The following is a 25,229-nucleotide window of genomic DNA, read 5'->3' as shown; positions in this document are numbered from 1 at the left end:
GACCGGGCCACTTTCAGCAGCCGGCACAACAGAGCAACGTTGTGGGTGGTCTTCTCCGCCTCGATGAACGCGTACACCTCGCTCATCGATCGCTCTCCTTCGCGAAGAAGACCGCCGCTTTTCGCAGCACCTCGATCGTCTCGGCCTGCTCACGGTTCTGCCGTCGCAGCCGACACAGCTCTTCCCGCTCCGCGCTCGTCAGCGCTCCCGGCGCCCCTTGCCCGCGGTCGATCGTGTCCTGCTTGACCCAGTTCCGCAGTCCCTCGGCGCTGACCCCGATCTCTCGGGCGACCTCGGTGACGGTCTTCCCGGAGGACCGGACCAGCGCGACCGCGTCGCGCTTGAACTCCTCCGAATACCGCCTGCTGCGGCTGCTCTTACTTCCCACCTGGCCACTACTTCCTCTGGAACCTCACGTCCCAGTCTCCAGGTGTCCAACATCAAGGGGAAGCTTCACTGGCCAGGGTCCACCGCTGGTCCGGCCACCCATGCGCAAGCGGACCGCGCTCCAACTCCCGCTCCAGCCTCTCCATCTGGGCAGGCCCAGCTTGGGACGACCCGGCGCTCCATTCGACAGCACTCCTGCCTGACCCCGCTCGCACCAAGACTTACACCAGCGCTCGACCGACCGCAGCGACACCCGTAACGCAGCGACGATGTTCTTGTCCGTCTCCCGCGCTCGAAGCGTTCCACGGCCTGAAGCCGGATCCGCTCCCGCGCGGCCCTCCCGGCGTCGCTCAGCCCGCCGCCCTGTGCGTATCTCACCCCGCCGCAACTACCGGACCAGACACTCAACTGTCAGGCAGGTGCCCCGACATCACCCAATCAAGTTCAGTAGCTCGCACTGCATCCTGACAACTGCCTCGAGAAACGATCACCATGCAAACGGGAACAATCTTCACGGCTCCGCCTCCCAACGAGACGCCGTAGACCTCCTCGTCAACGCCCTCCACGACCCCACCCAGCCCGTCGTCCGGCCCAACAACGGTGACGAACCACTACTTCGTGCAGCACCCGTCCGCTGGCGTTTGCCGTCCCCTACTTCCGTCAGACACCCCAGAGGCCCCGCCGAAGCACATTCCGGCGAGGCCTCTGGGGTAGTGAAGGCGATTCCACAGGCCGTTTCGAGGAAAGAATTCCCTAAGACCCCGATAATGTTTACCATTACTCGTAAGTCACGGCGGCCCTAAATATTGCTGCGATTATTGCCCAGTTCGGCGAATCGGGAACTGGCTCTCCGATGACATTCTTAAAGAACCCGTCCATCGCCTTTGTCCAGCGGGCGGAAGCATCTACGAAATCCACAGTCGAAGGATTCTCCAATGCAATGCGCCCGTCGCCGATGGCCTTTGCTAGATCCTGCAGGTATGCGGCAAGATCATCCTTCGATTTGATCTCGTTCAGCTGTGCATCAGGCCAGTTCATGGGGCCCACTCCATTGGTTCGAAGTGATTGATCACAATCGACCTCCCTTCGTTGTTCGTCGTGAACTTCCAGGATTCGGCTGCAACTTCCTCAGGGGTAGCCATCCTGAAGGGCATCTGAATCCCAGCCTTTTGGAAGGCTACCAGACGCCGATTGTCAAGCGTATGGAGGTTGCCGTTCTTGTACTGGAGGCGCACAATCGGCAAATCCTCCGGCTTTACGTAGCCCGAACGCAATCCGGCCGCAGTTTGCTCGATAGTCTCGCCACTACTGAAGCGCGGACTAACCGTATCCTGCGAGAATCTCACCAGCTTAGGATCGATTGTTCCATTTCCACCCCTAAGCGAACCCGGCTTGTGGCCAATTATCGCTGCAGCCAGGCCGACATTTTCCCAGGTGTCGCTATTAACGTCGATGCCCTGGCTTGCTATGAACTGATCGTATTGAACTCCATAGGATTCGCATCCAGGGACACCGGCACCCCCATCCTCAAAGCAGTCCCAATCCCACACCCAGCGAACCAGGTCCAATGTGTAGGGAACAGTGCTCACCAGGCTGTAAAAGCTCTCATCGACGACGTCGACGACGGAATCGATCAAGCCGCCACCGCCGGTGTTTCCGCTGCTGTCAGTGGCGACGGTCCCACCACCCGGAGTGCCGTTGGGATTGACGTTGCCGCCGTTGTGGGGGCCGCCGGTGCTGGGGCCGTGGGGCTGGCCGTCGGCGCTGCAGAAGGGGGGGCAGTGGTTGGCGTTCGCGTCGGGGTCTGGGGGCAGGCAGGCTCCGGCGCTGGCCCCGCATCCGTAGTCGAGGCCAGTGGGGTCGGAGAAAGTGGCGGGGCTGTTGTTGGCGTATGTGTAGCCGTTAAGGGATTGAGCGGCGCCTGTGTTGAGGATGGGGTCGACGCTGATGAAGCGGCCGGTGGTGGGGTCGTATTCGCGGGCGCCGATGTGGGTGAGGCCTGTGGTGGTGTCGGCGGGGGCGCCGAGGAAGGCCTTGTCGTCGGGCCAGGTGGGTTTGGTGCCGCGGGGGGCGCCGAAGGGGTTGGTGTAGCGCTTGGTGATGGCGAGGGTGGTGGCGTCGAGCGCGATGCTCGTGGTGCCGTGGTTGTCGCCGGCCAGGAAAGTGAGCGTGTTGGTGCTGCTGGTGACTGTGCGGACGGCGATGGTCTGGCCGGCGGCGGTGTAGTAGCGGTTGCCGGTCAGTGTTTTGGTGGTGCCGGATACCTTGAGGTGGACTTCGGTGGCGCCGAGGTAGAGGACGGTTTCGCCGTCGCCACTGCTGGGGCGGCGGATGAGGAGGGTGCCGTCGGCGTCGTAGAGGTAGCTGGTGCTGGTGGCGGGCTTGGAGCCGGCCGCGGGTTCGCTGCTGGTGGCGAGGGTGCCGTCGGCGTTCCAGGTGAGGGTTTGGGCGGCTTGGGTGCCGGGGCGGGTGGTGGTGTTGCCGGTCTTGTCGTAGCTGTAGCTTCCGGTTGTGGTGGTGCCGACGGTGGTCTTGGCCAGCGCGTGGGGCTGGCCGTTGGGTGTGCCGTAGGAGTAGTTGGTGGTGGTGTTTGCGCTGGTGGTGTGGACGGTGCTGGTGTCGCGGAGGCCGCTGTCCTTGTAGGTGTAGCTGTTCCAGTAGGGGGCGGCGCCGCCGAGGTTGGTTGTGGTGCGGCCACTGGTTGCGCAGTTGGCGGTGGTGGGAGTCCAGGCTTCGGTCAGGCGGCGGTAGCCGTCGTAGGTGAAGCACTGGTAGTCGGATTTGCCGGTGCCGCCGAGGGTTGTGGCGTCGAAGATGGAGGTGACGTTGCCGGCATCGTCCTGGGTGTACTGGAGGTCCTGGTCCGTGTAGCCGTGGATGTCGTCGGTGACCACGCTGTGGAGCAGGCGGCGAGTGCCCGGCTCGTAGAGGTTGTTGAGGTAGGCCCACTTGCCGGCGGTCGTGCTGGTCCCCAAGGCGAGCCGGGCCAGGTCGCCTTGGGGCGAATACCGGGTGTCTTGCAGGTAGCCGGTGGTGCCCTTGAGGGTGAGTTGCTGGCCGATGGCGTTGTACGTGTAGCTCAGGCCTTCGCTGGCCAGGCCGGCGACCGCGGGTTCGCGGTGCTGGCTGAGGGTCCCGTCCAGCTTGTAGGTGTTGGTGAAGGCCAGCGTGGCGGGCACGCCGGCTGTCACCAGGGGGTCGTCAGTGGGAAGGCTCACCTGGTTGCCGGTGACGTGGTACATGGCGTCGTAGGCGGTGATCTTCTGGGTGTACGCCTTGCCGGTCAGACCGCCGATGTACCGGGTGGAGCTGTCGAGTTGGCCCTTGGCGAGGCTGTCGTAGTTCCAGGCCGCGGCAAGGTGCGCGTCGTCCTGGGTTCCGTTCCACTGCTTGGTCTTGCGGCCGACCTTGTCGTACTCGTACAGCAGGGTGCGGCTTTCGGCGTCCTTGGTGGAGATGACCTGGTCGAGCTCGTTGTACTCGGTGTGGGTGGTGAGCTTGTCCGGGTCGACGGCGTCTTTCTGTCGGCCGAACAGGTCGTAGGTGTAGGTCCAGGTGGAGTCGGGGCCGGTGATGCTCTTTTGCTGGCCGGCGGGGGTGTAGGTGAAGTCTGTGGTGGTGTAGTGCGCGCCGGCGGGGGTGGGGGCGTCGTACTCGCGGCTTTGGGTTGTTTGGCCGAGGGCGTTGGTGACGGTGGCGGTGGCTTGCCCGCCGCTGGGGACGGTGGGGTTTGCCTGTCCGCTGGTGGGGGCGGTGGTGGTCACGGTGTCACCGGTGTAGGTGCTGGTGGTGGTCCAGCGGACGGTGCTGCCGGTCTTGGTGACGACCTTGGTCGGGCGGGATGCGGCGTCGTAGGTGGTCTCGGTCGAGATCGGTGCCTGGCCGCTGTCGACCTCGACCATCGTGCCGGAGGGCGCGGAGGTGTCGTCGTAGATGTCGGACTCTGTCGTCACCGCCAGGCCGCGGGCGTCGTACAGGGTCTGTGCGACGAGTCGGCCGCCGATCGGGGTCGGGGTCTGTACTTGGCGGGGGCGGAGTGTCGCGTCGTAGAACTCGTAGGTGGTGTTGTAGCCGGTCGCGTCGCCCTTGAGGCTGGCTGTCGACACCCACGACGGCTTTGAGGAGGAGACGTTGTAGGCGTAGAGGTAGTTGGCGGGCTTGTTGCCTGGGCGGGAGCTGTTGGGGAGCCAGGTCGCGGTGACGCGGCCGAGGCTGTCGTAGGTGGATTCGGTGAGCTTGGTGTTGGGGTCGGTGACCGTCAGCGGGGATCCCCACGCCGGGTCCAGCGTGGTGGCGGTGGCGTAGGTGTTGGCGTCGGCGACCGTTATGGAGGTCAGCGGGCCGACGGCCACCGGGGAGTAGTTGGTACTGGTGGTTGTGAGGTCGTTGGTGTCTTTGACGATCTGGGGGCGGCCGAGGTCGTCGTAGCTGATGGTCGACGTCTTCTGCCAGGTCGGGCTGTCGGTGCTGGTGTAGCCCTTGGCCCGGCCGGTCCACTGGGGCTCGCCCTGGGTGGGCGTCTGGTCCGGTGACCAGGTGGTGGTTGAGTCATAGGTGGTGGCGGTGTCGGAGATGATGTCGCCGGCGGTGCTGGAGTCGCTTGGCAGGTTCAGGTCGGCGTCGACGACGCCGCAGTCGCGACCCACGACGCGGGTGCGGGAGACCAGGGAGGTGAGGCCGGCGTCGTCGTTGCGCGCGTACCAGGTGCGGGTGCATTTTTCGTCACCGGTGCGGGCGTCGTCTCCTTCGTCCTCGACGGTGACGGGCATGCCGTAGTCGTCGAAGGTGGTGATGGTGCTGCGGATCCGGTTGTAGGGGGTGACGCCGCTGGAGATGCGGGTGCGGGCGTGGCTGGCGCTGGTCCGCACGTAGTACGCCTCGGTGTCGGCGTAGGACTTGTGCTGGGTGGCGGTGCGCTTGGACCAGGGGTCGTTGATGGTGCCGGAGAGTTCGTCGGTGCCGTTGTAGGTGACGGATTCGCGGAGGAATCCCGCGTACTGGTCGGTGTCGGTGATCTCGGCGGCTGTGATGCCGGGGACCGTGACGGATTTGTTCTTGTCGGGGTCGGGTGTCTTTCCGTCAGGGCCGAGGGTGCGGTCGCCGTTCATGCCGCGCAGGTAGACGGAGACCGTTTTGGACTGGGTGTCGGCGGGGTCACCGGTGAGGTGTGTGACCTTCTGGTAGCCGCGCCAGATCGACCAGGTGCGTTCCTTCTCGGGCGTCATGGGGTCGTCGTTGTAGTGCCACGCGCCGCCGCCGGAGTAGGTGTAGGTGTTGGTGACCGGTTCGGAGCCGCCGGTGGGGTCGGTGGTGGTGACGGCCGAGACGGGGTACTTCTGGAACCAGTCCAGTTGGGGGTTGGGGCCGCCGTTGGGTGACCAGTACACCGGGTAGCAGCGCCGGGTGTTGGCGTCGAGGGCCGGCTTGGACTGCCCGGCGAGGCAGTCGGGTTCCATGTAGCTGACCGTCGTGTACGCGCCGGTCTCGGAGGTGATGGTGTGCACGCGGGGCTTGGTCAGCGGCAGGATGTCGTCGGTGGCGCCATCGACCCGGTTGGCCAGCCAGCTGTGGGTGAACGTGACCGGGTCCAGTGAGACGGCTGTTCCGTGCTCGCCGGTGTGCTGGATCTGGTCCAGCCACAGGCTCTGGTCACTGCTGTCGCCGATGTCCCCGGGGTCGAGGTAGAGCTGCTTCAGGGCCCAGGTGTCCACCGGCGTGAAGTCGTCGGGGGTGAGCGTGGTGTCCCAGAAGTAGGTGGTGATGCCGGTCAGGCGCTTGCGCGTGAAGAAGCTCGGGCCCAGGTTTCCGGTGCAGTCGTCGGTGTCCTTGCAGATGGTGTCGAAGGGCACGTCCGGCCAGTTGTTGCGGTGGGCATCGTCGAGGCTGTCGCATCCGGTGCCGGAGGCGAGGCAGCGTTCGGCGACGTCGAAGACGACTTTGTCCGATGCCGTGGGGGAGCCGGAGAACAGCGTGCCGGCGCGCTGGCCGTAGTGGATCTCTTTCAGGTAGCCGCCGCGTGTGTAGGCGGTGGAGGTGTCGCCGTTCTTGAGGTAGTAGTTCGTCTCCGCGGCGTACCAGTAGGTCATGGCGTTGTCGTGGGTGTCCACGACGTAGTCCAGGTTCCAGCGCCAGGCCTGCTTCTTGCTCCGGCCTGAGAAGGTGCTGCCGCTGGAATAGCCTGGTTCGTCGGAGTCGTCGCCGAAGACCGGCACGGTCCATACCGAGTTGGTGTTGTCGCCGTCGCCTGCTCCGGGGAGCTTGTTCTTGCCGAAGACGTACTTGGTGCCGTTGCCGGTGGTGATCGTCCAGTATTCGCCGTCGTCGTCGCTGTTGTCGGCACCGGTGGAATGGGTGACCTGGGAGGCGTCGTCGTTCTTGAGTCGCCACTCGCCGGTGGTGTCGTCCTTGACGAGTTCGGTGGCCTGGCCGTTCAGGACCAGGGAGGCGTTGTCGTACTTCCAGCACAGGTCGTACTTGCCGTCCTGGCCGTCGTCGTCGCAGGTTCCGTACTTGCGCTCGATGTAGGACGAGGTGATGTCGAAGCCCTCGCCGATCCATGAGCTCTGGTTGTTGGTGTTGCCGGTGCGGCCGTCGATGCTTCCGGAGTCGTAGGAGAGCGACAGGTCCGGGGCCGGGCCGGCCGCGGCCGGCGGCATTCGCAGCGGGTAGGACCACGTGAACGAGCCGGAGCTTCCTCCGGCGTTCCAGGTGGAGGAGGCTGCCAGGGGGGTGGCCTTGTAGTCGCCGGCGCCGCTCTTGCCTGTCGCGGCGAGTGCCAGAACCATGGTCCGGCCGGCGGACGCGGCGAAGGACAGGTCGGCCTGGACTTGTTGTTCTTGGCGCCTGTTGGTCGACGGCAGCGGCGTCAGGGTTCGGCAGGCTTGCTTGTCCGGGGTGGTGAGTGCACAGGCCGGAAGCTGAGCGAGTTGCAGGCGACCTGCCCAGTCGCCGCCGTAGGCGGATGCGAACGCCGAGTACCGCACGCCCAGGCGGGCGCGACCGCCCGCGGCGGGGGCGGTCGCTGTGAAGATCACTCCCTTCAGGCCGATCGAGCGGGCAGCCTGCTGATCGAGGACCTTCACGGTCACGGATTCCGCGCGGGAGGCTGCTCTCCCCTCGGCGTGTGTCGTGACCGGGGAGAGGGTAACGGGGAGAGAGCCTGGGGACGCGGAGGTGGTGCCGCTGCTCGCGTTCAATCGAACGGTGCCAACTGTGGGCCATGACACCGAGCGGGACTGGTCGTGACGTGCCCGACGGGTATCGGCCTCGACGGCTTTACGCCCGCTCGCCATCGCGGCCGCAGCCTTGGTATTCACCTTGGCTGCGAATGGTGACACCTTGTCCACGTGCGGTGCCTGGAGCGGCAGCGGGCCCAGAGGGTCGGCTTCCGCCGCGAACGCGGCCGGTGCAAGCAGCCCGGTTAGCAGGGCAAAGCCCACCGCGCCAGCCAGCCACATCCGAGCGCCGGTGATGCGTCGCTTCACGAGCGTTCTCCGTCGATCCAGTCTCATTCGTCCATCCCCACCGATTCATCGACCTCGCGTAGGCCGTGCATGTCCGTCCCACCCCTAATCGCTGCGAGGTGGCTGTGCCTGAGAGTGATCACCGCTAACGGTCGGCCGGGTGGGCGGCGTGCAAGGCCGCCCACCCGGCGTGACTCAACTGGGCTGGTTTTCGTACGGAGCGATAATCTTCGTCATGACCTGGTCGTAGTCCATAGCCCCGACGAACACCCTGATCTCCTCCAAGGCGCCCGGCAGATAGTTGCCGCTGGCGCCGCCCTTACTGCCGGCGCCGGCTGTGATGTCGCCCGAGCCCTGCTGGACGGCGTCGAATCCCGCGTCCGTCCCCAACGGCTGCTCGCTCTCACCGACATACAGATGGGCCACTCCGTATTGCGTGTCGGCCTGGGTCGCATCGACCTCGTTGGCGTCGAAGATCCCGGTGACCTGCACCCAGGTGTCGAGTTCGGCGATGTTCCAGTCCTCGACATGCCCGGACTTCGTCAGCTTCCCCGCCGCGTCGACCGCAGCGCGGCCGAAGCACCAGTACACGCCATCCGCTCGTTTCTCCGCCCACAGCGCCCACGACGACTCGCCCGCAGTACCGGCAGCACGCTGCGCGGCGACGATCGCGGTGTAGCCCGTGGGCTTGCTCGCCCACTGAACGCTGTTCAGCTGCGCCCGGGCAGTGACGGTGAACGAGCCCGTCTCGTCGAGGACCGGTCCGGCCGCCTGCGCGTAGCCGGAGGTTCCGTTCAACGTGAGTTCATTGTTGTCGGTGTCGATGACCGCGCCTGTCGAGGCCAGCGCCAGAGCCGGCCAGGGGTAGGGACTCGACTCCTTCACCGTCGAACCGCTGGAGGTGGTGGCGTCCCAGGCGGCCACCATCTCGGTCTGCGGGACGCCGTTTTCCCTGACTGCGGCCTCTTCACGGATCTCGTTTTCGGTCAGCGCCCGCTGCCAGACGGCCGACTCGTCGATGCGGCCCCGGAAGAACGTGCTTCCGACACCTTCGGTGACCGTGCGTCCCCATTGCAGGCCGCCGCTCGCCGTCCAGGGCTGATAGGTCGACGACAGTCCCTTCAGGTTGACCGGCTGGCCCTGGGGGCGCCCGTTGACGAACAGCTGGATGGTGTCGTTGGACGGGTCGGTGTCCGGAATGCCGTCATCGCCCTCGGTCTTGAACACGGCCGCCAGGTGTGTCCACACATTCAGCGGCGGGTTCTGCGTCTCGGCGATCGACCGGAGGAAGACCGGATCGGTCTTGTCCTGGTCCGTGCGGTTGAAGACCCAGGCCTTGTAGGACGCGGAGTAGTACAGAGCGAACGCATAGGTATGGGTGCCCGGCTCCGCCAGCACAACCCGGTTGGTCGAGGCATCCGTGAGATACACCCACGTCGAAATGGTGAACGAGTCACCGGTGTTCACCGCGGCCGCGTCAGTGGTGGCGTATCCCTGCTGATGAGCGGGATCGGTGCTGTCCATCCACAGGGATTGATCCGCATCCCCGCGCCGCGCCAGCGAGGAAAAGCCAGTGCCGGCGGTGTACATCGTCGCGTCGTGCCGCACAGTGCCGTCGACTGCGGAGTCCTTTGCGGTCTTCTCCGTTGAGCCGGCCGGATAGTCATCGAAGTGCCAACGTCCGACCGCGCCTGCCGCCGGCGCCACCTTGAACATGAACTCCGACGGCGCGCCCCACCTCTGGCGGACATCCTTGGCTTCGACCGACAGCACCTCGGTGCCCGCCAGCACGGGCGGCACGGACACGCCGAGGGCGTTATGGTTCGCATCCGCAGTCACCTCTTGCTTGTCCGCGGCCGTTGTGGTCAGCAGTCGGTAGCGGTAGCCGGTGATGTCCTGGTCCGCCGTATTCGGCAGGAAGTCGAACTTTCCCGCTACCCCGGGGCCGCCGGCACCCTGGCACAGGTTCGCCGTGCACTGGGTGTACGGCCCCTTGGCAACGATCCTCGGAGGATTTGGAGCCGTGACGTCAACCTTGAAATAGCACCACGACGAGTACGACGAGAACTGGTCCACCGCCTTACCACTGAAGGTCGTATGTGACTGGGTGCGCGCCCTGTACCGGTACAGCGTGTTGTCTGCTCTGTCGGTCGTCCGCATCGACTGCAGAATTCCGTCGTCCACCCACCCAGAAGAGGGCCGGTAGCCACTCCACGAACTCGCCCACGTGTTGTCCGCCTGGCGTTCCACCACGAACTCGGCCTGCAGATTCCCCTTGTCCTCACCGGAGGCGGGCTGCACCTTCGTCTGCACCCGCGCCTGCACCAGCGGGTCGGTCCGCGTGACCATCAGCGGATCCGCCGCAGACGTCCTGCAGTAGGCGGTGGTCCCGTCCCCCGGAATCAGGCCCACATCGGTCGGCGTGCCCGGCTGGGCAATGTAGGTGACGGACAATTCCCCGTTGTCGTCGAACCGCTTCCACGCCGAGGGATCCTCCTCGTCCTTCGCGCGGAGCATCAGCGTCAGACGGGAGATCTTGCCGTCGGCAAGAGACCTCACCGTGGACGCCAAATTCTCGTCGGGCTCATCCGGATTGTCGTTGAACTCGATCTTCGCATCGGGCTGGGACGGCGAGCACAGATCACCCCGGCCGGCGGACACATTCCGGTCCCCCATCAGATCCAACGGGGCCGGCCCAGGCCACTTGGTTCCCTCGGAGATGTTGTTCGTACGCTCGAGATCCACCCAGTGCGGATTGCAGTCGAACGACCACTTCTCAGTGACCCGGAATGTCGCATCCAGCACGTACTTGCCGGACAACCGTGCCGGCGAGAACTCGTAGTACATGCGGTTGGTGTAGTTGGAGCCGCAGTAGTACGGACCCACCGCGCTGCAGTTGCCGACTCCGTAGTCGCCGTTGAACTGCCAGAATGTGTCGCCGTCGGAAGAGAGCACCGTACGCTCCGAGGCGCCCAACCCGACGGCGGGGTCGATACGCACCGGGTACACCGTCGCCTCACCACGGAGCAATCCCAGATCTGGCCGGACACTCACCGCACCATCCGTCAACTGCACCGGCAGGACCGCGGTCGTATCACCGTCGCCAGGCTGCGTCTCCAGCCCATCATCGGTTTGCCCGTCGTCGGCCGACAGCAACTGCCTCTGCCCGACCAAGCTTTCCGTTCTGCCCGACGAAGACGCGGTCGGATCCGAGCCGGCGGAATCCCACATCACCGCCGCGGCCCCCTTGAACACCGCGTTGCCATCGTCGTCGACCGCCCGGACCCCGCCGCCCGCTCCAGGCGCCAACTCCAGGCCGCTTCCCTGGGCCTGCAACTGGATGTGCTCAAGGTCGGGGTTCGCCGCCGCCTGCGCGGACTTCACGACCAAGACCTCGCGGTAACCCTCTACCGTCGCCGTCATCTGCAGATCGACGCCCGGGAGAACCTCCGGGTAGGTAGCGGTGGCACCGCTGAGGACCGGCTGAGGCAGCACGCCCGGCCACCCCAGGGAAAGTGACTTGCCGCCCTCAGCAATGCGGAGCATCCCCTCCCCTGCACCGCCCCCGGAGAACGAGACGTCCACCACGGCAGCCTTCGGCGCGATGCGCCCATCCGCTCGCCGCTCCAGCGTCGCATCAGGATCCAGCCACGTACCGTCCGCGGCCTTCACCCGCTGCGGCACCGTCGCCTGCTCCAACGTGAAGGTACCGTCAGGGTTGGCGAACGTCTGCGCATACTCATCGCGCAGACCGATCACCTCGACCCGCTCCCCGGTCTCCGCGGCAGTCGCAGATGTCGAAGACTCGTCTTGCACCGTCGTCGGCTTCGCCGCGGCCGGAGCCGCATACGCAACAGCGGTCGGAAGCAACCCGGTCAGGAGCACAGCCGACGTCGCCAGCCCGATCACTGGCACGAGACGGCGTGCTCGCGCCCTGTCCCCCATATGCGCACCAAGGCGCAACAAGCCCCGCCCCACAACCCCACCCCACAGTCACATGATCTACACAGCAAGGTGATCCAACCTCAACCCCTCCGTAATTGATCAGTCACAGGATGACCAGATGCGGCATGTCCTGTACCGGACAACACCGTGAATGTGAGCCAACCGCGCGGTGAAGGCCAGGCGGATCTCGACTGCAACTGGCCAGCGACATAGGTTGCTGAACGCCTGCTGGTAGCGTCGGTCAACTCTCCGACGGGGCGTACCAGCCACCCGACGCATCCAGGTTGCCCTGGGGCAGTCGGCGCTGCTTCGCGGCGCGCAGCGTGACTCAGTGCCCTCGCGGGCCGGGCTGGAGGGGGTGACGATGAGGTCGGCCGGTGCGGGTGCCGGTAGCTGATGACCTGGGCGACGCCGCCACCCGCCGTCTCGAGGGCGTTGCGCGGGAGATAATCCCGGTACGCGCGCATGAGTACCCATGCCAACATATGCCTAATACCTATTCTGCACTTTGCGCCGCGGCCCCTCCGACCCCGCCATCGCGAGATGCGCTCGCCATCACAGAAGGGGGTCAGCGAGGGCCCGACCCACATGGTGGAGACAGGCTGACTGAAGTGGGAGCAACATCCGGAACAATCACCGCCGTCAGCCGCACCGCCGACGCGGCGATAGGTCTGGCGAGGCGCTGCGGCCACGGACGGATCCCGTTCCGCGCAAGGCGGTGTGCCCCTGCAGGACCAGAGGGACGTAATGCCGCCGGATGAATTTCACTGAGCGGAATCGAATGTGGCGGGAAGTGAAATCTCACCGCCCCCCATACACGGGCAAAACAGATTAGTTCAGTCAACGCCCGCTGGGTTGCTGTGGGAATTCGGTGAGTTGCCGCCGTAGGGTCGCCGTGAATTGCACCGCGACACTCCGCTCGTTTTGCTGGGGTGGTGGCGGGCGACGCGTCAGCCGATGTTGGGGGAGGCACTTCTGTGTCCAGGACCATGCACCACCGCAGTCACGTCAGCAAGACCCGCGCCGGCATCGCACTGACCGCGGCGGCCGCCGCGGCGGTGCTGACCGTGTCGGCCTGCAGCCACGGCAACGAAGCAGTGGCTGAGAGGCCGGTGCCGTCTGCGACGTCAACGGCGGCTGCGCCCACGTCCCCAGCAGCAACGCCGGACACGACAGCCGACGCGAAGGCCTCCGTCGTGGCCGCGTTCCGCGGTCTGACCCAAGCACGGACGGCCGGGCTGGCGAAGGCCACGTTCACCGGGACGGACATCGAGCGGTACGCGTCCGGGCAGGTGCTGGCCAACGCGAAGCAGACACTGCTGATCAACCGGGCCAACAACATCGTCACCAAGGGCAAGCCGGCGTTCACGGTCACCGCCACGTCGGTAGACCTCGGGGCAAGCCCGCACCGGGCGACCCTGACGGTGTGCTGGGACGACACCGACTGGACGCCAGTGAACAAGGCGTCCGGCAAGAGCGTCGCGGTCCCCGGCCAGAACGAGCAGTACCCAGTGACGTCGAAGCTCCGCACAATCGGGACCCGTTGGGTCCTCACCGACAGCACCGCGCACCGGGACGAGAAGTGCTGAGGCGGCTGCTGGCCGTGGCCGCGGCCACAGGCGGACTCGTGCTGACGGCGGTGTCCCCGGCAGCGGCCGACGGCAAGGTGGTCTGCCCGCCCGACGGGGGCGGGGACTGCCAGGTCGTGGTGACCGTGCCCGGGCAGCCGGGCGGTGGCCACCCCGGCGGCGACGGCACGAAGCCTGGGGCGCGGGAGTGCGTGGACACGCTGCAGAACGTGAAGGTGCCCTGCTACCTGCCGGATCTGGGGTGGTGGAGCCCGAACTGCTACTACAAGGCCATGGTCCCGCAGCCGCCGGCCGGTGACCCCGCGTGGGAGGGTCACAAGCCCGGTGACGGTGCGGTGTATGACGCGTACTGCCCGGATGAGGGCCGGCCGGTGCAGTGGCGGGCGACGCCGCCGCCGGGAGCGGGCGGCGGCGTGGATCCGGCGGAGCTTGCCGCCGAGGCCGTCAAGCGCCTCCCGATCGACGGCCCCGACATCGGAGTGGCCCCCAGCCCTGGCACCACGGGCGTGGTGGGCATGCCGGTCTGGCTGTGGAACCGGACCTCGCCGCGCACGTGGGGGCCGGCGCTCGCGTCGGCCAGCGCGGGCGGGGTGACCGTGGTCGCTACCGCGAATGTGTGGAAGATCCAGTGGGACATGGGCGACGGCCACACCGTCACCTGCGGCGCCGGCACCCCCTACAAGGCGTCGTACGGGGCGAAGGAGTCCCCCACCTGCGGCTACCGCTACACCACGACCTCAGCCGGTGGCGAGGGCGAGGTGTTCTGGGTGACCGCGACAGCCACGTGGGACGTGCACTGGGCCGGCGGCGGACAGCGAGGCGACCTCAGCACCACCCGTTCTTCCCAGGTCCAGCTGCGTATCGGCGAAGTCCAGGTTCTCGGCCAGTGACCGCTGGCCTCCCCGCACCGCAGGAGGCACCCCTCGTGAGTCCCACCACTGCTCCTCCGCCCGCCGCATCGCCCGGCCCGTCGGGGCCGGTCACGGCGCCGCGGATGATCCGCCAGCGGCACCGCCGCCCCGGGCTGATCGCGCTTTCGATCGCGCTGATCGCGGCCGGTGGCCTGGCCGGCGCGGTGCTCTACTCCAGCTCCGGCCACCGCACGGCGGTCGTCGTCGTCGCACGAGACCTGCCGGTGGGGACGCGCATCACAAGTCAGGACCTGACCACGGCCTCGCTGGCGCTGGACCCCGCGGTGAAGTCGGTGAACGCCTCCCACGCCGGCGACCTGGTCGGCAAACGTGCGGCAACCGACCTGAAGGCCGGATCACTGCTTGCGCCGTCTCAGGTCACCGACCAGTCCCTCGTCAGCCCCGGAGAGCAACTCGTGGGCGTGAGCGTGAACCCGTCCCAGCTCCCGGCGACGCCGCTGGTGCCCGGGGAGAAGGTGCTGATCGTGTCCACCCCGGACCCGGACTCCGCGGCGGCGGCCCGGCCTGGCAACGGCGGCACCACTGGTGGCACGACGGGAAGCGGGATGGAGCCGGTGACGCTGCCGGCGAAGGTCGTGGCGGTCGGACGGCCGGCCGCCGCGACCGGTGCGGTGGTGGTAGACGTCGCCGTCCCCGCCGCGGACGGCCCCGATCTGGCCGCGCAGGTCGCCACCGGCAACGTTGCTGTGGTCGTCGCGGCCGAGGACGGATCCTGATGACCGTCATCGCGCTGGCAGGAGGCCTCGGCGCACCGGGTGTCACCACGACGGCGATGGCGCTGCTGCTGACGTGGCCGCTGGAAGCGGGGCATCGGGTGGTGTTGGCTGAGTGCGACCCGGATGGTGGCGCGATCCTGCCTGGCGCCCTGCAAGGGACCTTGGGTGGCAGCCACAGCTTGCGCAATTTGGCGTTGGCGGCGCGGCAGGGGCAGCTCGCGGAGGCGTTCTGGCGGCAGCTGGTCGACGTCACCGACGCCCGCACCCGCGACCGCCTGGTCCTGCCGGGCCTGTACGACCCGGCGCACGCGCCCTCGATGAGCCCGGTGTGGAAGCCCCTGTCGGCGATGTTCGCCGAAATTGAAGCTCACGCCCACGACGTGCTGGTCGACCTTGGCCGGCGCGGGGCGTTCGGCCCCTCGCAGGTCCTCGCGCAGCGCGCTGACCTGGTGCTGTTGGTCGCGCAGAACACTTTGCGGGGGCTGCAAAATACCGAAGTCCGGCTCGCCGCTCTGCGGGAGCAGCTCGGCACCACCACGGAAATCGGGCTGCTGCTGGTCGACGCCGGGCCGTTCCCGGCCGCGGACGTCCAACGCCAATTGGGCGCTGAGGTCGTGGCGGTTCTGCCGTGGCGGCCGCGGGAGTCCGCGGTGCTGTCCGACGGCGCCGACCAGCCGCGGAAGTTCGAGCTGTCCGAGCTCATGCGCTCCGCCCGGTCGGCGACCACGCGCATCCGGCAGCTGGTTGCCACCCGCCGAGCCCGCCTCGCAGTCCCGGCCCTGGCGCCGGGTTCCCTCGAGGAAAGAAGGAGCGGTGAGGTGACCGGTGCGCGCTGAGCCTCTGCACACCCAGCCGGTCCCGGCCCGGCCGTCTCCCGGACAGGGACGGCCGCTGCGGGCGGCCCCGAGCACTCCGGCGCCGGTCGGTGACCCGATCGTGCCGCAGGCCTTCGTCGACTATGCCGCGGTGCGGCTGATCAAGAAGGAGGTCGGTGACCGCCTCGGTGAACTCCTTCGTGCCCGGCCGGGGATGAGTGCGGCCGCGCAGGAGCAGCAGGGCCGGGCGCTGATCAATGAGCAGGTCGCGATCTGGTCGGACGCCGAAGCCATCCGCCGCGGCCAGGCCACCAGCCCGGTCGAGGACGCGGCGATAGCGCAGGCGGTGTTCGATCTTCAGTTTCGCGCCGGCCGGCTCCAGCAGCACCTGGACAACCCGGCGGTGGAGAACGTCTTCATCAACGGCTACCGCAACGTGGTGCTGGACTTCACCGACGGCCGCCGCGCCCGGGTCGCTCCGGTCGCGGACTCTGACGACGAGCTCCGCGAGCTGTTGCGCGACCTTGCACGCCGCACCACAGGTCAGGCGGAGCGAAGCCTGTCAACAGCCGACCCGTTCCTTGCGCTGCGGCTCGCCGACGGGTCGCGGCTGCAGGCGGTCACCGACGTCACGCCCGGCATCTATGTGACGATCCGCCGGCACTCCATGCGCCACGCCGACCTGGCGGATCTGGTCGCCAAGGGAGTGCTCGACACCACGTTGCAGGCGTTCCTGTCGGCGTGCGTGCGGGCGGAGAAGAACGTCATGGTCGTAGGCGGTCAGGCCGCCGGGAAGACCACCCTGCTGCGGGCCCTGCTGAAAGAGATCGATCCGGCCGAGCGGTTCGCGACGCTGGAGACCGAGTACGAGCTGTTCGCGCACGAGAACGGCTATCACCAGCAGGTCGTGCCGATGGAGGCCCGGGAGTCCAACGGCGAACGCGTCGACGGGCACGGCGCCGGCGAGATCACCCTGATGGACCTGATGTACCGGGCGCTGCGGATGTCTCTGGCTCGGATCGTGGTCGGTGAGGTCCGTGGCCCGGAGATCGTGGCGATGCTGCAGGCCATGACGAACGGGCAGGGCGGCAACCTCTCCACGCTGCACGCGATCCACCCGTCGGTGGTGTTCGACCGGATCGCCGAGCTGTACCTGCTGGCGCAGGCCAACATGAGCGAGCAGCTCGCTTATCGGCAGGCCGCGAACGGTCTGGACTTCATTGTGTTCGTGGCGTCCATTGATGAGACCCGCATCGGTGGGCACCGGCACCGGTTCGTCTCCCACGTGCTGGAAGTCACCGGAATCGGTGAGGGCGGCCGCCCCGACACGAACCTCGTGTTCGGACCGCGCCCGGAGTGGGACGAACCCAGGGCGATGCCGCTGATGCACCCCCGCTGCATCCCCGACCTACGGCGGGCCGGCTTCGACCCCGACCTCCTCAACACCCCGCACGGCACCTGGCCTGCGCCGCTGCCGCTGCTCATCCGGGAGGCCTCGTGAACGGCACAGGACTGCTGCCGTGGGTCGTCACCGGCGCCGCCTTGGTCGCCGGGCTGGTCGGCATCGTCATCGGCGTAACCGGCACGGACACCCCGAAGCGACCCTCGCTGATGGCACGGCTCCACGTACTGCGCTCCGGCGGCACAGGACCCAGGACCCGGCTCGCTGCCGGTGCCGTCGCGGGCGCCGTGGTGTGGGCGGTCACGGGCGTGTTCGTCACCGGAGTGCTGGTACTGCTGGCGTTTCCGGGGGTGCCGTGGCTGCTGTCCCCCACCAAGGGCGCAGCCCAGCGCATCGCCCGGCTGGAAGCACTCGGGGACTGGACGCAGCGCCTGTCGAACGTGCTGCGCCTCGGCCGCGGCCTGGACGAAGCCCTCGCGCTGTCCCGCAAGAGCGTGCCGGAACCGATCGCGGGCGAGGTCGCCGACCTGGTCGACCGCCTCACCGTCGGATGGCGGCCGGTCGCCGCGCTGCGGACGTTCGGTGACGCGCTGGACGACGTGACCGCGGACAAGGTCGTCGCCGCACTCATCTTGTCCGCCGCCGATCGCGGCCCCGGCCTGGCGCAGGCGCTGGACGACCTGGCGGCGTCGGTGCACGAGGAAGTCGGCAAGCGGCGGCAGATCGAGGCGGACCGGGCCAAGCCCCGCACCACCGTGCGGTGGATGACCCTGATCACGCTCGGCGTCGTCGCCTTCGGATTCCTCATCCCCGGCTACACCGCCCCCTACAGCACGCTGCTCGGCCAACTGGTCCTGGCGCTACTCGCCGCCGGATTCGTGGCGGTCCTGGTGTGGATGCGGCAGCTCGCCCACCACCACCCGGTGCCGCGGTTCCTCATCGCCGACCCGCGCAGCCGCGTCACCGCCACGCCAGTCATGACGCCTCGGAACGTGTCCGTCTCCGGAGCCACGTCTCGGGTTCAGGCCGCGGCCGGTACCGGGGAGGCGCGGTGATCCCGGTTGGTGCGCTGCTGGCCGGCGCGACGGTCGGCGCCGGAATGGCGCTGCTGGTCAGACAACTCCTGCGACCCGCGCCCGCGTTGAGCCCGGCGCTGCAGCGCCTCAATCACCCCACTCTCCCCGCCCCGGTGCCGGTCAGCCTTGACCGCGATGAGCGGTGGGGAGCATGGCTGGTCGACCACCTCGACACCCTGCCGGGTGTGCGGATCCCCCGGAAGAACCTCGCCCTGGTCGGCACGTCGCCGGGGAAGTTCCTGCTGACCAAGACCGCCCTGGCCGCGGCCGGCTTGCTGGTGCCGCCGCTCGCCGGGATACCCCTGCTACTACTCGGCCTGCCGGTTTACCTGCCGGCCGTGGTCGGCGTGCTGTTCGCCGCGGTGCTCTGGTTCGCCCCGGACCTCGCCCTGCGCGACCAGGCGAAACGGGCGCGGGAGGAGTTCGCGCACGCCATGGCCGCCTACCTGGACCTCGTTGCGCTGCGGCGGGCCGGGAACGTCTCCGCGGAACAGTCGCTGGAGCAGGCGGCGCAGGTCGCCGGCGGCTGGGCGTTCGTACGGATCCAGCAGGCCCTGATGCAGTCGCGGGTGGACAAGGTCCCGCACTGGGAGAGCCTGGCCCGGTTGACCGGCGAGCTGGACCTGCCGGTGCTGGAGGACCTCGCCGCGATCATGCGTCAGTCCACCGACGACGGAGCCGCCGTCTACGCCACGCTGCGGGCCCGGGCCCGGAACCTTCGCACGGAACTGCTCGCGACGCAGGCCACGGAGGCCAACGCCGACAGCGAGAAGATGACCGCCCCCGGCGCTCTGCTCGCCGTGCTGGTCATGCTCCTCATCGCCTTCCCCGCGATCATCCGCATCCTCACGACCTGACGACGAGCCCAAGGAGTTCCCGATGAATCCCCTCATCCGCGCTGCGACCGCTGCTGTCCTGTGGGTGCGCGGCCGTCTCGAAGAAGGCCGTGCCCGTGGCAGCGACCGCGGCGACATCTCCATCACCACCGTCATCATCTGGGTCGCCGCCGTGGGCGGCGCGATCGCCATTGCCGCCACCATCAGCGTCATCGTCACCAAGTACAACGGCCAGCTCACGGGGATCTGAGCCCATGGTCAGAACTGCGCGTACGAGCAGAAGCGCCCTACGCGTCCCGTGCCGACTGACGGCCGGGACGGCGCACGGTGGTGACCGGGGCGATGCATCGATCCAGATGGCGATCGTGTTCCCGTTCGTCATCCTGCTCACCTTGACCGTGGTCCAGGTCGGGATGTGGTTCCACGCCCGCAACGTCGCCCTGGCCGCCGCCCGTGAAGGCGTCACCGCCGGCCGTACCTACCAGGCTGACAGCGGTCAGGGCGCCGCCCGGGCGCGTGAGGTCCTGGGACGGATCGCCGGGGACAGCCTCCACAGTCCGGCGGTCAGCACGGCCGGCAGCAACGCGGAGACGATGCGCATCACAGTCACGGGCACCGCCCCGTCGCTCCTGCCCGGCGTGTCCGGCCTGCACGTGAGCCAGTCCGCCACCGGTGCCCGTGAACGCTGGACAGCACCGTGAGTTCGGCCTCGCCGCCGCGCGAGCGGCCCCGGCTTCGCGGTGATCGGGGAAGCGAGGCGATCCAGGCCGCGATCGTCACCCCGCTGCTGATCGCGTTCGTGTGCCTGGCCATCGCCGCCGGACGCATCGCCATCTCCGGCGGGAAGATCGAAGCGGCCGCCGAGGACGCCGCCCGTGCCGCGTCCATCGAACGCACCGAGTCGGCTGCACGGTCCGCGGCCAGCGGAGCCGCCGCCCGGTCCTTGCAGGATCAGGGCATCCACTGCGCCAGCACCGGCGTCAGCGTCGACGCCTCGGGCCTGGCCGCGCCACTGGGGCAAGCCGGGTACGTCACCGTCACTGTCTCCTGCACCGTCGGCCTGTCCGATCTGCTGCTGCCCGGAGCTCCCGGAGCCAAGACCCTGACCAGCACGTTCACCAGCGTCATTGACGCGCACCGCGCGAGGCAGGACTGATGGACACCACCACGTGCGCCCTAGAGGCGGGACCGGGACGGGGCCACGGTGAGCGCGGCGGGATCGCGGTGTTCCTCGCGGTGTGCACCGTCGCGTTGCTGGCCATCGCAGGACTGGTCCTGGACGGGGGCGGCAAACTGTCCGCGACGGAGCGGGCCGATGCCCTCGCGCTGGAGGCCGCCCGCGCCGGCGGGCAGGCCCTCGACGCCGCCGCCGCGATCACCGGCACGGCGATTCGCGTCGACCCCGTCGCCGCCCGGGCCGCCGCGGCGGCGTATCTGCAACACGCCGGTGTCCACGGCACCGTGACCGTCTCTGACGACGACACACAGCTCACCGTCACGGTCACCTCGACCTACACGACCAGATTCCTGCCCGTGATCGGCATCAACTCCATGGACGTCACCGGTCACGGCACCGCGGCGCTGCTCCACGGCGTCGACCAGCCCGAATAGCCCTATCAGAAGGGCCCACACCTCATGTCGCAGCGATCTGACTCCCCACCATCACCCTGGACTTCGTCCTCCCTGAAGGCCGCCCGCCACCGCGGCACGGTTGCGGCTTTCCTGCGCGCGGCCGCTAGTCTCGCGGTACTGGCCGCGCTGCTGGGCGGGCTGCCCGTCCTGCTGTGGTGGGGCACCGCGATCGTCGCCCCGGCCGGAGTGCAGGTACTCGGCAACCTGCTGTCCACACAGGACTCCGGGCAGGTCTTCCTCCTCGCCCTGGCTGTCGCTGGGTGGGCAGGGTGGGCCGGATTCGCCGCCGCCGTCGCGGTCGAGATTCCCGCCCAGCTCCGCGGCCGCACCGCACCACGGGTGCGGCTGCTCGTCGGACAGCGCACGGCCGCCACGCTGGTCGGCGCCATCCTGGTCGCCCTGCCCACCGGTACCGCGCTGGCCTCCCCCGCCCCTGCCCACGCTGTCACCGTCACGGCGGCCGCCACCGCCCACGCGCCGGCCAGCGCTGGGGCCGAGCCTCACTCCGTGCTGCGAGGTGACGTAAAAGGGAAAGACGGTGCGCGCACGCACGTGGTGCGGGCCGTGCGGCCGGCCGAGAGTTTGTGGTCGATCGCCGAGACCCGGCTCGGTGACGGCAACCGTTGGGAGGAGATCGCACGCCTAAACACCGGAGCGACCATGACCGACGGCACCACCTTCCGTGCCGAGGACCCCATCCGGCCGGGGTGGGTGCTGCTGCTCCCGGACGATGCCGCCACCGACGGTGCGAGGCTGCACGCCTACGGCGGCCGCGGGAGCGCCCTCGAGGAAAGTACGCACCAGGAGTACACGGTGCGGGCCGGCGACAGCCTGTCCCAGATCGCCGAGGACAAGCTCGGCGACGCCGACCGCTACCCGGTCATCTTCCGCCTCAACCAAGGGGAAGCACAGCCGGGCGGCGGTCACTTCACCGACTCCGATCTCATCTTTCCCGGCCAGCACCTCGACCTCCCGGCACCGCGCGGCGTCCAGCACACCGGGACAGGTCCCGCCGCACCGCACGAGGAAACCGCGACACCGCGGACCCCCAGCAACGGCGAACATGGGCACGCTGGACCGGGGCAGCACCCGCCTTCCGCACGACCGTCAGCCTCACAGGGCGGCACCGGACGAGCCGCCCAGGCTCCGGATCCTTCGCCGTCGCTGACCAGATCACCGACGCGGACGCCGTCACCGGCCACGCCCACGGCTCCACGTTCGCTCCCCGCCCACAACCCCAGCGCGCCGCATGCCGCACCATCGCGGGACGATGTGGCTCGCAGCCCGCAGGTCCGCGCACCGCAGGCGGTTCCGGAGGTCGGCAGCTCTTCACGCGACCCGGGCCATGAGTCCCCGCGCAGTGACGTGCCGTCGGCAACCGTCAGTGCGTCCCCACAGCAGTCGTCCCCATCTCCTGCGGCCGCCGTTCCTGTACCGGCCAGGAGCGCGGGGGCGGTGCAGGACAACGGGGGTGAGCGTCAGGTGGTACTCGTCGCGGGGATCGGTGCGCTGCTTGCGGCGTCGCTGGCTGGTGCGTTGGGCGTGCGAAGGATCTTACAGCAGCGTCGGCGGCGGGCGGGCGAGACGATCGCCATCGATGCCGATCCCACCCGCACCGAGCAGGTCCTGCACACCGCTGGTGAGCCGGCCGGCGTCGCTCTGCTGGACACGGTGCTGCGGACTCTGGCCCATCACGCGAGCGAGAGCGGGCGCGATGTGCCGGCGGTGCGCGGGGCACGGCTCACCGCGGGCGGTGCGATTTCCCTGGTCCTGGACGATCCGGAGGCCGAGCCCATCGCTCCCTTCACGGCCGGGGACTCGGGAGGCGTCTGGGTGCTGGACGCGCTCAGCCCGCTGCTGCCCGCCGAGCAGGCCCGCGACGTGCCCGCTCCGTATCCGGGGCTGGTCACCATCGGCGCCGCCGGCAACGGCGACCTGGTCCTGGTCGACCTCTTCCGTACCCGGGGGCTGCTGCTGGACGGGACGCCGGACGATGTGCTGGCCGTGGCCCGGGCGTTGGCGTTGGAGGCGGGCACCAGCGCGTGGAGCGACTACACCGAAGTTCTGACCGTCGGTCTGGGTACCCGGCTGGCCGGGCTGCTGCCTAAGGGACGGCTGCGGGCGATGCCCCACCTGCCCGCCGTCGTGGCCGACCTCGGCGCTCTGCTGGTCGAGGTCCATCAGAACACGGCCGATCAGGCCGTCGAGCCGCTGCCGTGGATCCTGATATGCGCCGCCGACGTCGATCCGGAAGAAGCGTGGCAGCTCGCCGACGCGGTCGCCGCCGCCCGGCATCTCCCCGTCACCGTGGTGCTGCCCGACACGGCCGCGACCCGGCAGGCCTTCCCCGACGCCGACACCCTCCACGCCGGCGAGGACGCCCAGGCATCCCTGGCGCAGCTGACGGCGGACCCGATCGAGGTGCAGCGCCTGACCGACGAGCAGTACCGCGAGTTCGTGCACGCACTCGACGTCGCCGACCAGCCTTCCGACCAAGCCCGCGGCACCTGGCAGCTGGCCGAGGACCATGACCGTGCAGCCACCGCCCCGCGAGCGGCCCCGCACCCCCTGCTGCTCCACCACGGCACGGACGGGGATCTGTCGCAGGCCGACGCGGGCAGTCCGTTCCCGGCTCTGCTCTCCACCGCCGGTCCCGCGATCCGGCTGGTGAGGGATTCGACAGAACCGACGGAGCCCTCAGGACCGACCGATCAAGGCGGCACCGCATCCGAGGTAGCGGTGGAGCCCTCGCCTCCCGAAGAAGCGGACCCCGGCGCGCCGCGGATCAATGTGCTCGGCCCGCTGGAGGTCTCCGGTATCACCGGTGCCGGGCACGGCGCGAAGGTCGCGGCCCTGGCCGCGCTGATCTACCTCAAGCCCGGCCGGAACGCGGACACGCTGTGCACGGCGATGGACCCCGCCTCGCCCTGGTCGACTCGCACCCTGCAATCACGCCTGTCGGACCTGCGGGCCCGCTTCGGCACCAACGCCCAGGGCGAGCCGTACCTGCCGCGGCCCAAGGCCGGCTACGCCTTCCACCCCGCGGTGCGCTCGGACTGGGCCGACTTCCAGCAGGCCGCCACCCGCGCGCTGGCCGCCGGACCCGTCGCCGGACTGGCCGGGCTCGAGGAAGCGCTCGCCATGGTCCGCGGCCGTCCCTTCGACGGCCAAGAGCAGCCGTGGGCCGCCTCGGTGCAGCAGGAGATCCTCTCCCGCATCGTCGACGTCGCGCACACCCTCGCGACCTGGCACACCACCGGTGACACCCCGGACCTGGACGCCGCCCGAGCCGCGGTACTGCGAGGGCTCGACATCGATGAGACCGCCGAAGTCCTCTACCGCGACTGGATGGCAATCGAGCACACCGCCGGCAGCATCTCCGGAGTCCGCAGAGCCATCGCTCAGGTTCAACAGGTCACCAGGGCCTACGACATCTCCATGGACCCGCGCACCGAGTACGCCATCACCGAAGTCCTCGAATCGGAAGACCTCGCGGCCGCCAACCACGGGCTCTGAGACGGGCAACGCGGTTGCCGGACCGCGACGGGGGATGCACGGTCCGGCAACCACTGCCCACCAGACTACGCACAGGAACAGAGGACACCACGTGGCTGCCGCAGTGAGGCTCGACCCAGAAGGTTCATTCGAGGCATTCGACCTGCCCGCGGACTACACGAGACAACGCCTGGTACTGCGGGGCCTGTTGGGTGGCGCCGTCGACGGCGCGGTCTACCACCGCCGCGCCCTCATCCACGTCCACGGAGAAGGCGCCCTCAGCCTGGGCCGGGAGCTCAACGTCGCAGCGTGGGCGCTCGCTGGCATCTGGCGCGGCGCACAGTTGCCGTACGGGCTGTACGGGACCGCGGTGGTGACCGGACCCAACCTGGGCGACGGCAGTTCGGTCGAGCTGGACGACGACCTGGCGGAGCAGGTCCGGGCCGTGTGCGGCGCTGTTTCCGACATGGTGCGCGTTTGGAGGACCCGGCCTCCCGCCTGTGAGGCCACGGCACGCGCCGAGGTCCTGGCTGCTGCACGCGCGGCCGCGGGGGCGGTTCGCGCCGCGGCCTTCTCTAAAGATCACGGGTAACGAGGCGCCCATGATCGACTAGCGTGTCCGGCGTCTACCGAGAGAAGGGGGGAAAGATCATGAGCGACAGCACGTGGGCCGCGGGTGACAGCACCTGGGGCTTCGACCTGGGCTGGTAGTCAGCACAGCAGAAGGGGCTCCTGCCGCCGGTCGACGGTGGCAGGAGCCCCTTCCGCTTGTTCTCACGGAGGCGTCAGCCGACGCGTCCCCGCTGCCGGCAGCGGGCCGCCGCCCCCCCGCCCCGGGGTTGGTATGGGGGGCCCGCCGGCGGGGGGGGGGGGTTTTGGGCGGGTGGTGGGATGGGGTGGGGCTCCGGCCCGGGCAGGCAGCGCGGGGCCAGTTGGTGGTG

17 protein-coding genes are annotated in these 25,229 nt (G+C 68.7%); 13 read left to right on the top strand and 4 right to left on the bottom strand.

Annotation, left to right across the window (positions count from 1 at the left end; all coding sequences use genetic code 11):
• Window positions 1–82 precede the first annotated feature (82 nt).
• The 4 genes from ACIP98_RS28895 to ACIP98_RS28880 form a co-directional block, all read right to left on the bottom strand.
• On the bottom strand, window positions 83–388 hold the full coding sequence (locus ACIP98_RS28895) for a transposase (protein WP_401978709.1): 306 nt from the start codon (window positions 386–388) through the stop codon (window positions 83–85).
• A 776-nt stretch (window positions 389–1,164) separates the two neighbouring features.
• Window positions 1,165–1,425 carry a hypothetical protein gene (locus tag ACIP98_RS28890; protein ID WP_401978707.1) on the bottom strand — a complete coding sequence of 87 codons (261 nt, stop codon included), beginning with the start codon at window positions 1,423–1,425 and terminating at the stop codon, window positions 1,165–1,167.
• Complete coding sequence (locus ACIP98_RS28885; protein WP_401978706.1) at window positions 1,422–7,898, bottom strand: RHS repeat-associated core domain-containing protein; 6,477 nt, start codon at window positions 7,896–7,898, stop codon at window positions 1,422–1,424. The genes ACIP98_RS28890 and ACIP98_RS28885 overlap by 4 nt, the downstream gene beginning before the upstream one ends.
• Before the next feature lie 147 nt (window positions 7,899–8,045).
• On the bottom strand, window positions 8,046–11,795 hold the full coding sequence (locus ACIP98_RS28880; RefSeq protein WP_401978704.1) for a LamG domain-containing protein: 3,750 nt from the start codon (window positions 11,793–11,795) through the stop codon (window positions 8,046–8,048).
• Between the two features lie 977 nt (window positions 11,796–12,772).
• Here ACIP98_RS28880 and ACIP98_RS28875 point away from each other — a divergent pair.
• The 13 genes from ACIP98_RS28875 to ACIP98_RS28815 all read left to right on the top strand — a co-directional run bounded on the left by ACIP98_RS28875 (window position 12,773) and on the right by ACIP98_RS28815 (window position 24,880).
• Window positions 12,773–13,384 (top strand): hypothetical protein, encoded by a 612-nt coding sequence (locus tag ACIP98_RS28875; protein ID WP_401978702.1) that lies wholly within the window; start codon window positions 12,773–12,775, stop codon window positions 13,382–13,384.
• A gap of 14 nt (window positions 13,385–13,398) precedes the next feature.
• A complete protein-coding gene (locus tag ACIP98_RS28870; protein WP_401978700.1) occupies window positions 13,399–14,274 on the top strand; it encodes an ATP/GTP-binding protein in 876 nt (291 codons plus the stop codon).
• Window positions 14,275–14,309: 35 nt separating this feature from the next.
• Window positions 14,310–15,032, top strand: a complete 723-nt coding sequence (locus ACIP98_RS28865; RefSeq protein WP_401978699.1) for an SAF domain-containing protein — start codon at window positions 14,310–14,312, stop codon at window positions 15,030–15,032.
• Entirely contained in the window at window positions 15,032–15,868 is an 837-nt protein-coding gene (locus ACIP98_RS28860) for a hypothetical protein (RefSeq protein ID WP_401978697.1), read from the top strand. The genes ACIP98_RS28865 and ACIP98_RS28860 overlap by 1 nt, the downstream gene beginning before the upstream one ends.
• Entirely contained in the window at window positions 15,858–17,348 is a 1,491-nt protein-coding gene (locus ACIP98_RS28855; protein WP_401978696.1) for a CpaF family protein, read from the top strand. Before ACIP98_RS28860 ends, ACIP98_RS28855 begins: the two co-directional genes overlap by 11 nt.
• Window positions 17,345–18,304 (top strand): type II secretion system F family protein, encoded by a 960-nt coding sequence (locus ACIP98_RS28850; RefSeq protein WP_401978694.1) that lies wholly within the window; start codon window positions 17,345–17,347, stop codon window positions 18,302–18,304. Before ACIP98_RS28855 ends, ACIP98_RS28850 begins: the two co-directional genes overlap by 4 nt.
• Window positions 18,301–19,182 (top strand): hypothetical protein, encoded by an 882-nt coding sequence (locus ACIP98_RS28845; RefSeq protein WP_401978693.1) that lies wholly within the window; start codon window positions 18,301–18,303, stop codon window positions 19,180–19,182. Before ACIP98_RS28850 ends, ACIP98_RS28845 begins: the two co-directional genes overlap by 4 nt.
• A gap of 22 nt (window positions 19,183–19,204) precedes the next feature.
• Window positions 19,205–19,411: a hypothetical protein gene (locus tag ACIP98_RS28840; RefSeq protein ID WP_401978692.1), complete on the top strand. Its 207-nt coding sequence runs from the start codon at window positions 19,205–19,207 to the stop codon at window positions 19,409–19,411.
• 4 nt (window positions 19,412–19,415) lie between these two features.
• Complete coding sequence (locus tag ACIP98_RS28835) at window positions 19,416–19,862, top strand: TadE family protein (protein ID WP_401978691.1); 447 nt, start codon at window positions 19,416–19,418, stop codon at window positions 19,860–19,862.
• Window positions 19,859–20,317 carry a TadE/TadG family type IV pilus assembly protein gene (locus tag ACIP98_RS28830; RefSeq protein ID WP_401978690.1) on the top strand — a complete coding sequence of 153 codons (459 nt, stop codon included), beginning with the start codon at window positions 19,859–19,861 and terminating at the stop codon, window positions 20,315–20,317. Before ACIP98_RS28835 ends, ACIP98_RS28830 begins: the two co-directional genes overlap by 4 nt.
• Complete coding sequence (locus ACIP98_RS28825) at window positions 20,317–20,772, top strand: hypothetical protein (protein WP_401978688.1); 456 nt, start codon at window positions 20,317–20,319, stop codon at window positions 20,770–20,772. The genes ACIP98_RS28830 and ACIP98_RS28825 overlap by 1 nt, the downstream gene beginning before the upstream one ends.
• 24 nt (window positions 20,773–20,796) lie before the next feature.
• A complete protein-coding gene (locus ACIP98_RS28820; protein ID WP_401978687.1) occupies window positions 20,797–24,309 on the top strand; it encodes a hypothetical protein in 3,513 nt (1,170 codons plus the stop codon).
• 91 nt (window positions 24,310–24,400) lie between these two features.
• A complete protein-coding gene (locus ACIP98_RS28815) occupies window positions 24,401–24,880 on the top strand; it encodes a hypothetical protein (protein ID WP_401978686.1) in 480 nt (159 codons plus the stop codon).
• Window positions 24,881–25,229 lie beyond the last annotated feature (349 nt).

The sequence above is a fragment of the Streptomyces sp. NPDC088354 genome, from assembly GCF_044753585.1.
Taxonomy (GTDB): Bacteria; Actinomycetota; Actinomycetes; order Streptomycetales; family Streptomycetaceae; genus Actinacidiphila.
This window is presented reverse-complemented; position numbering and strand designations above follow the sequence as displayed.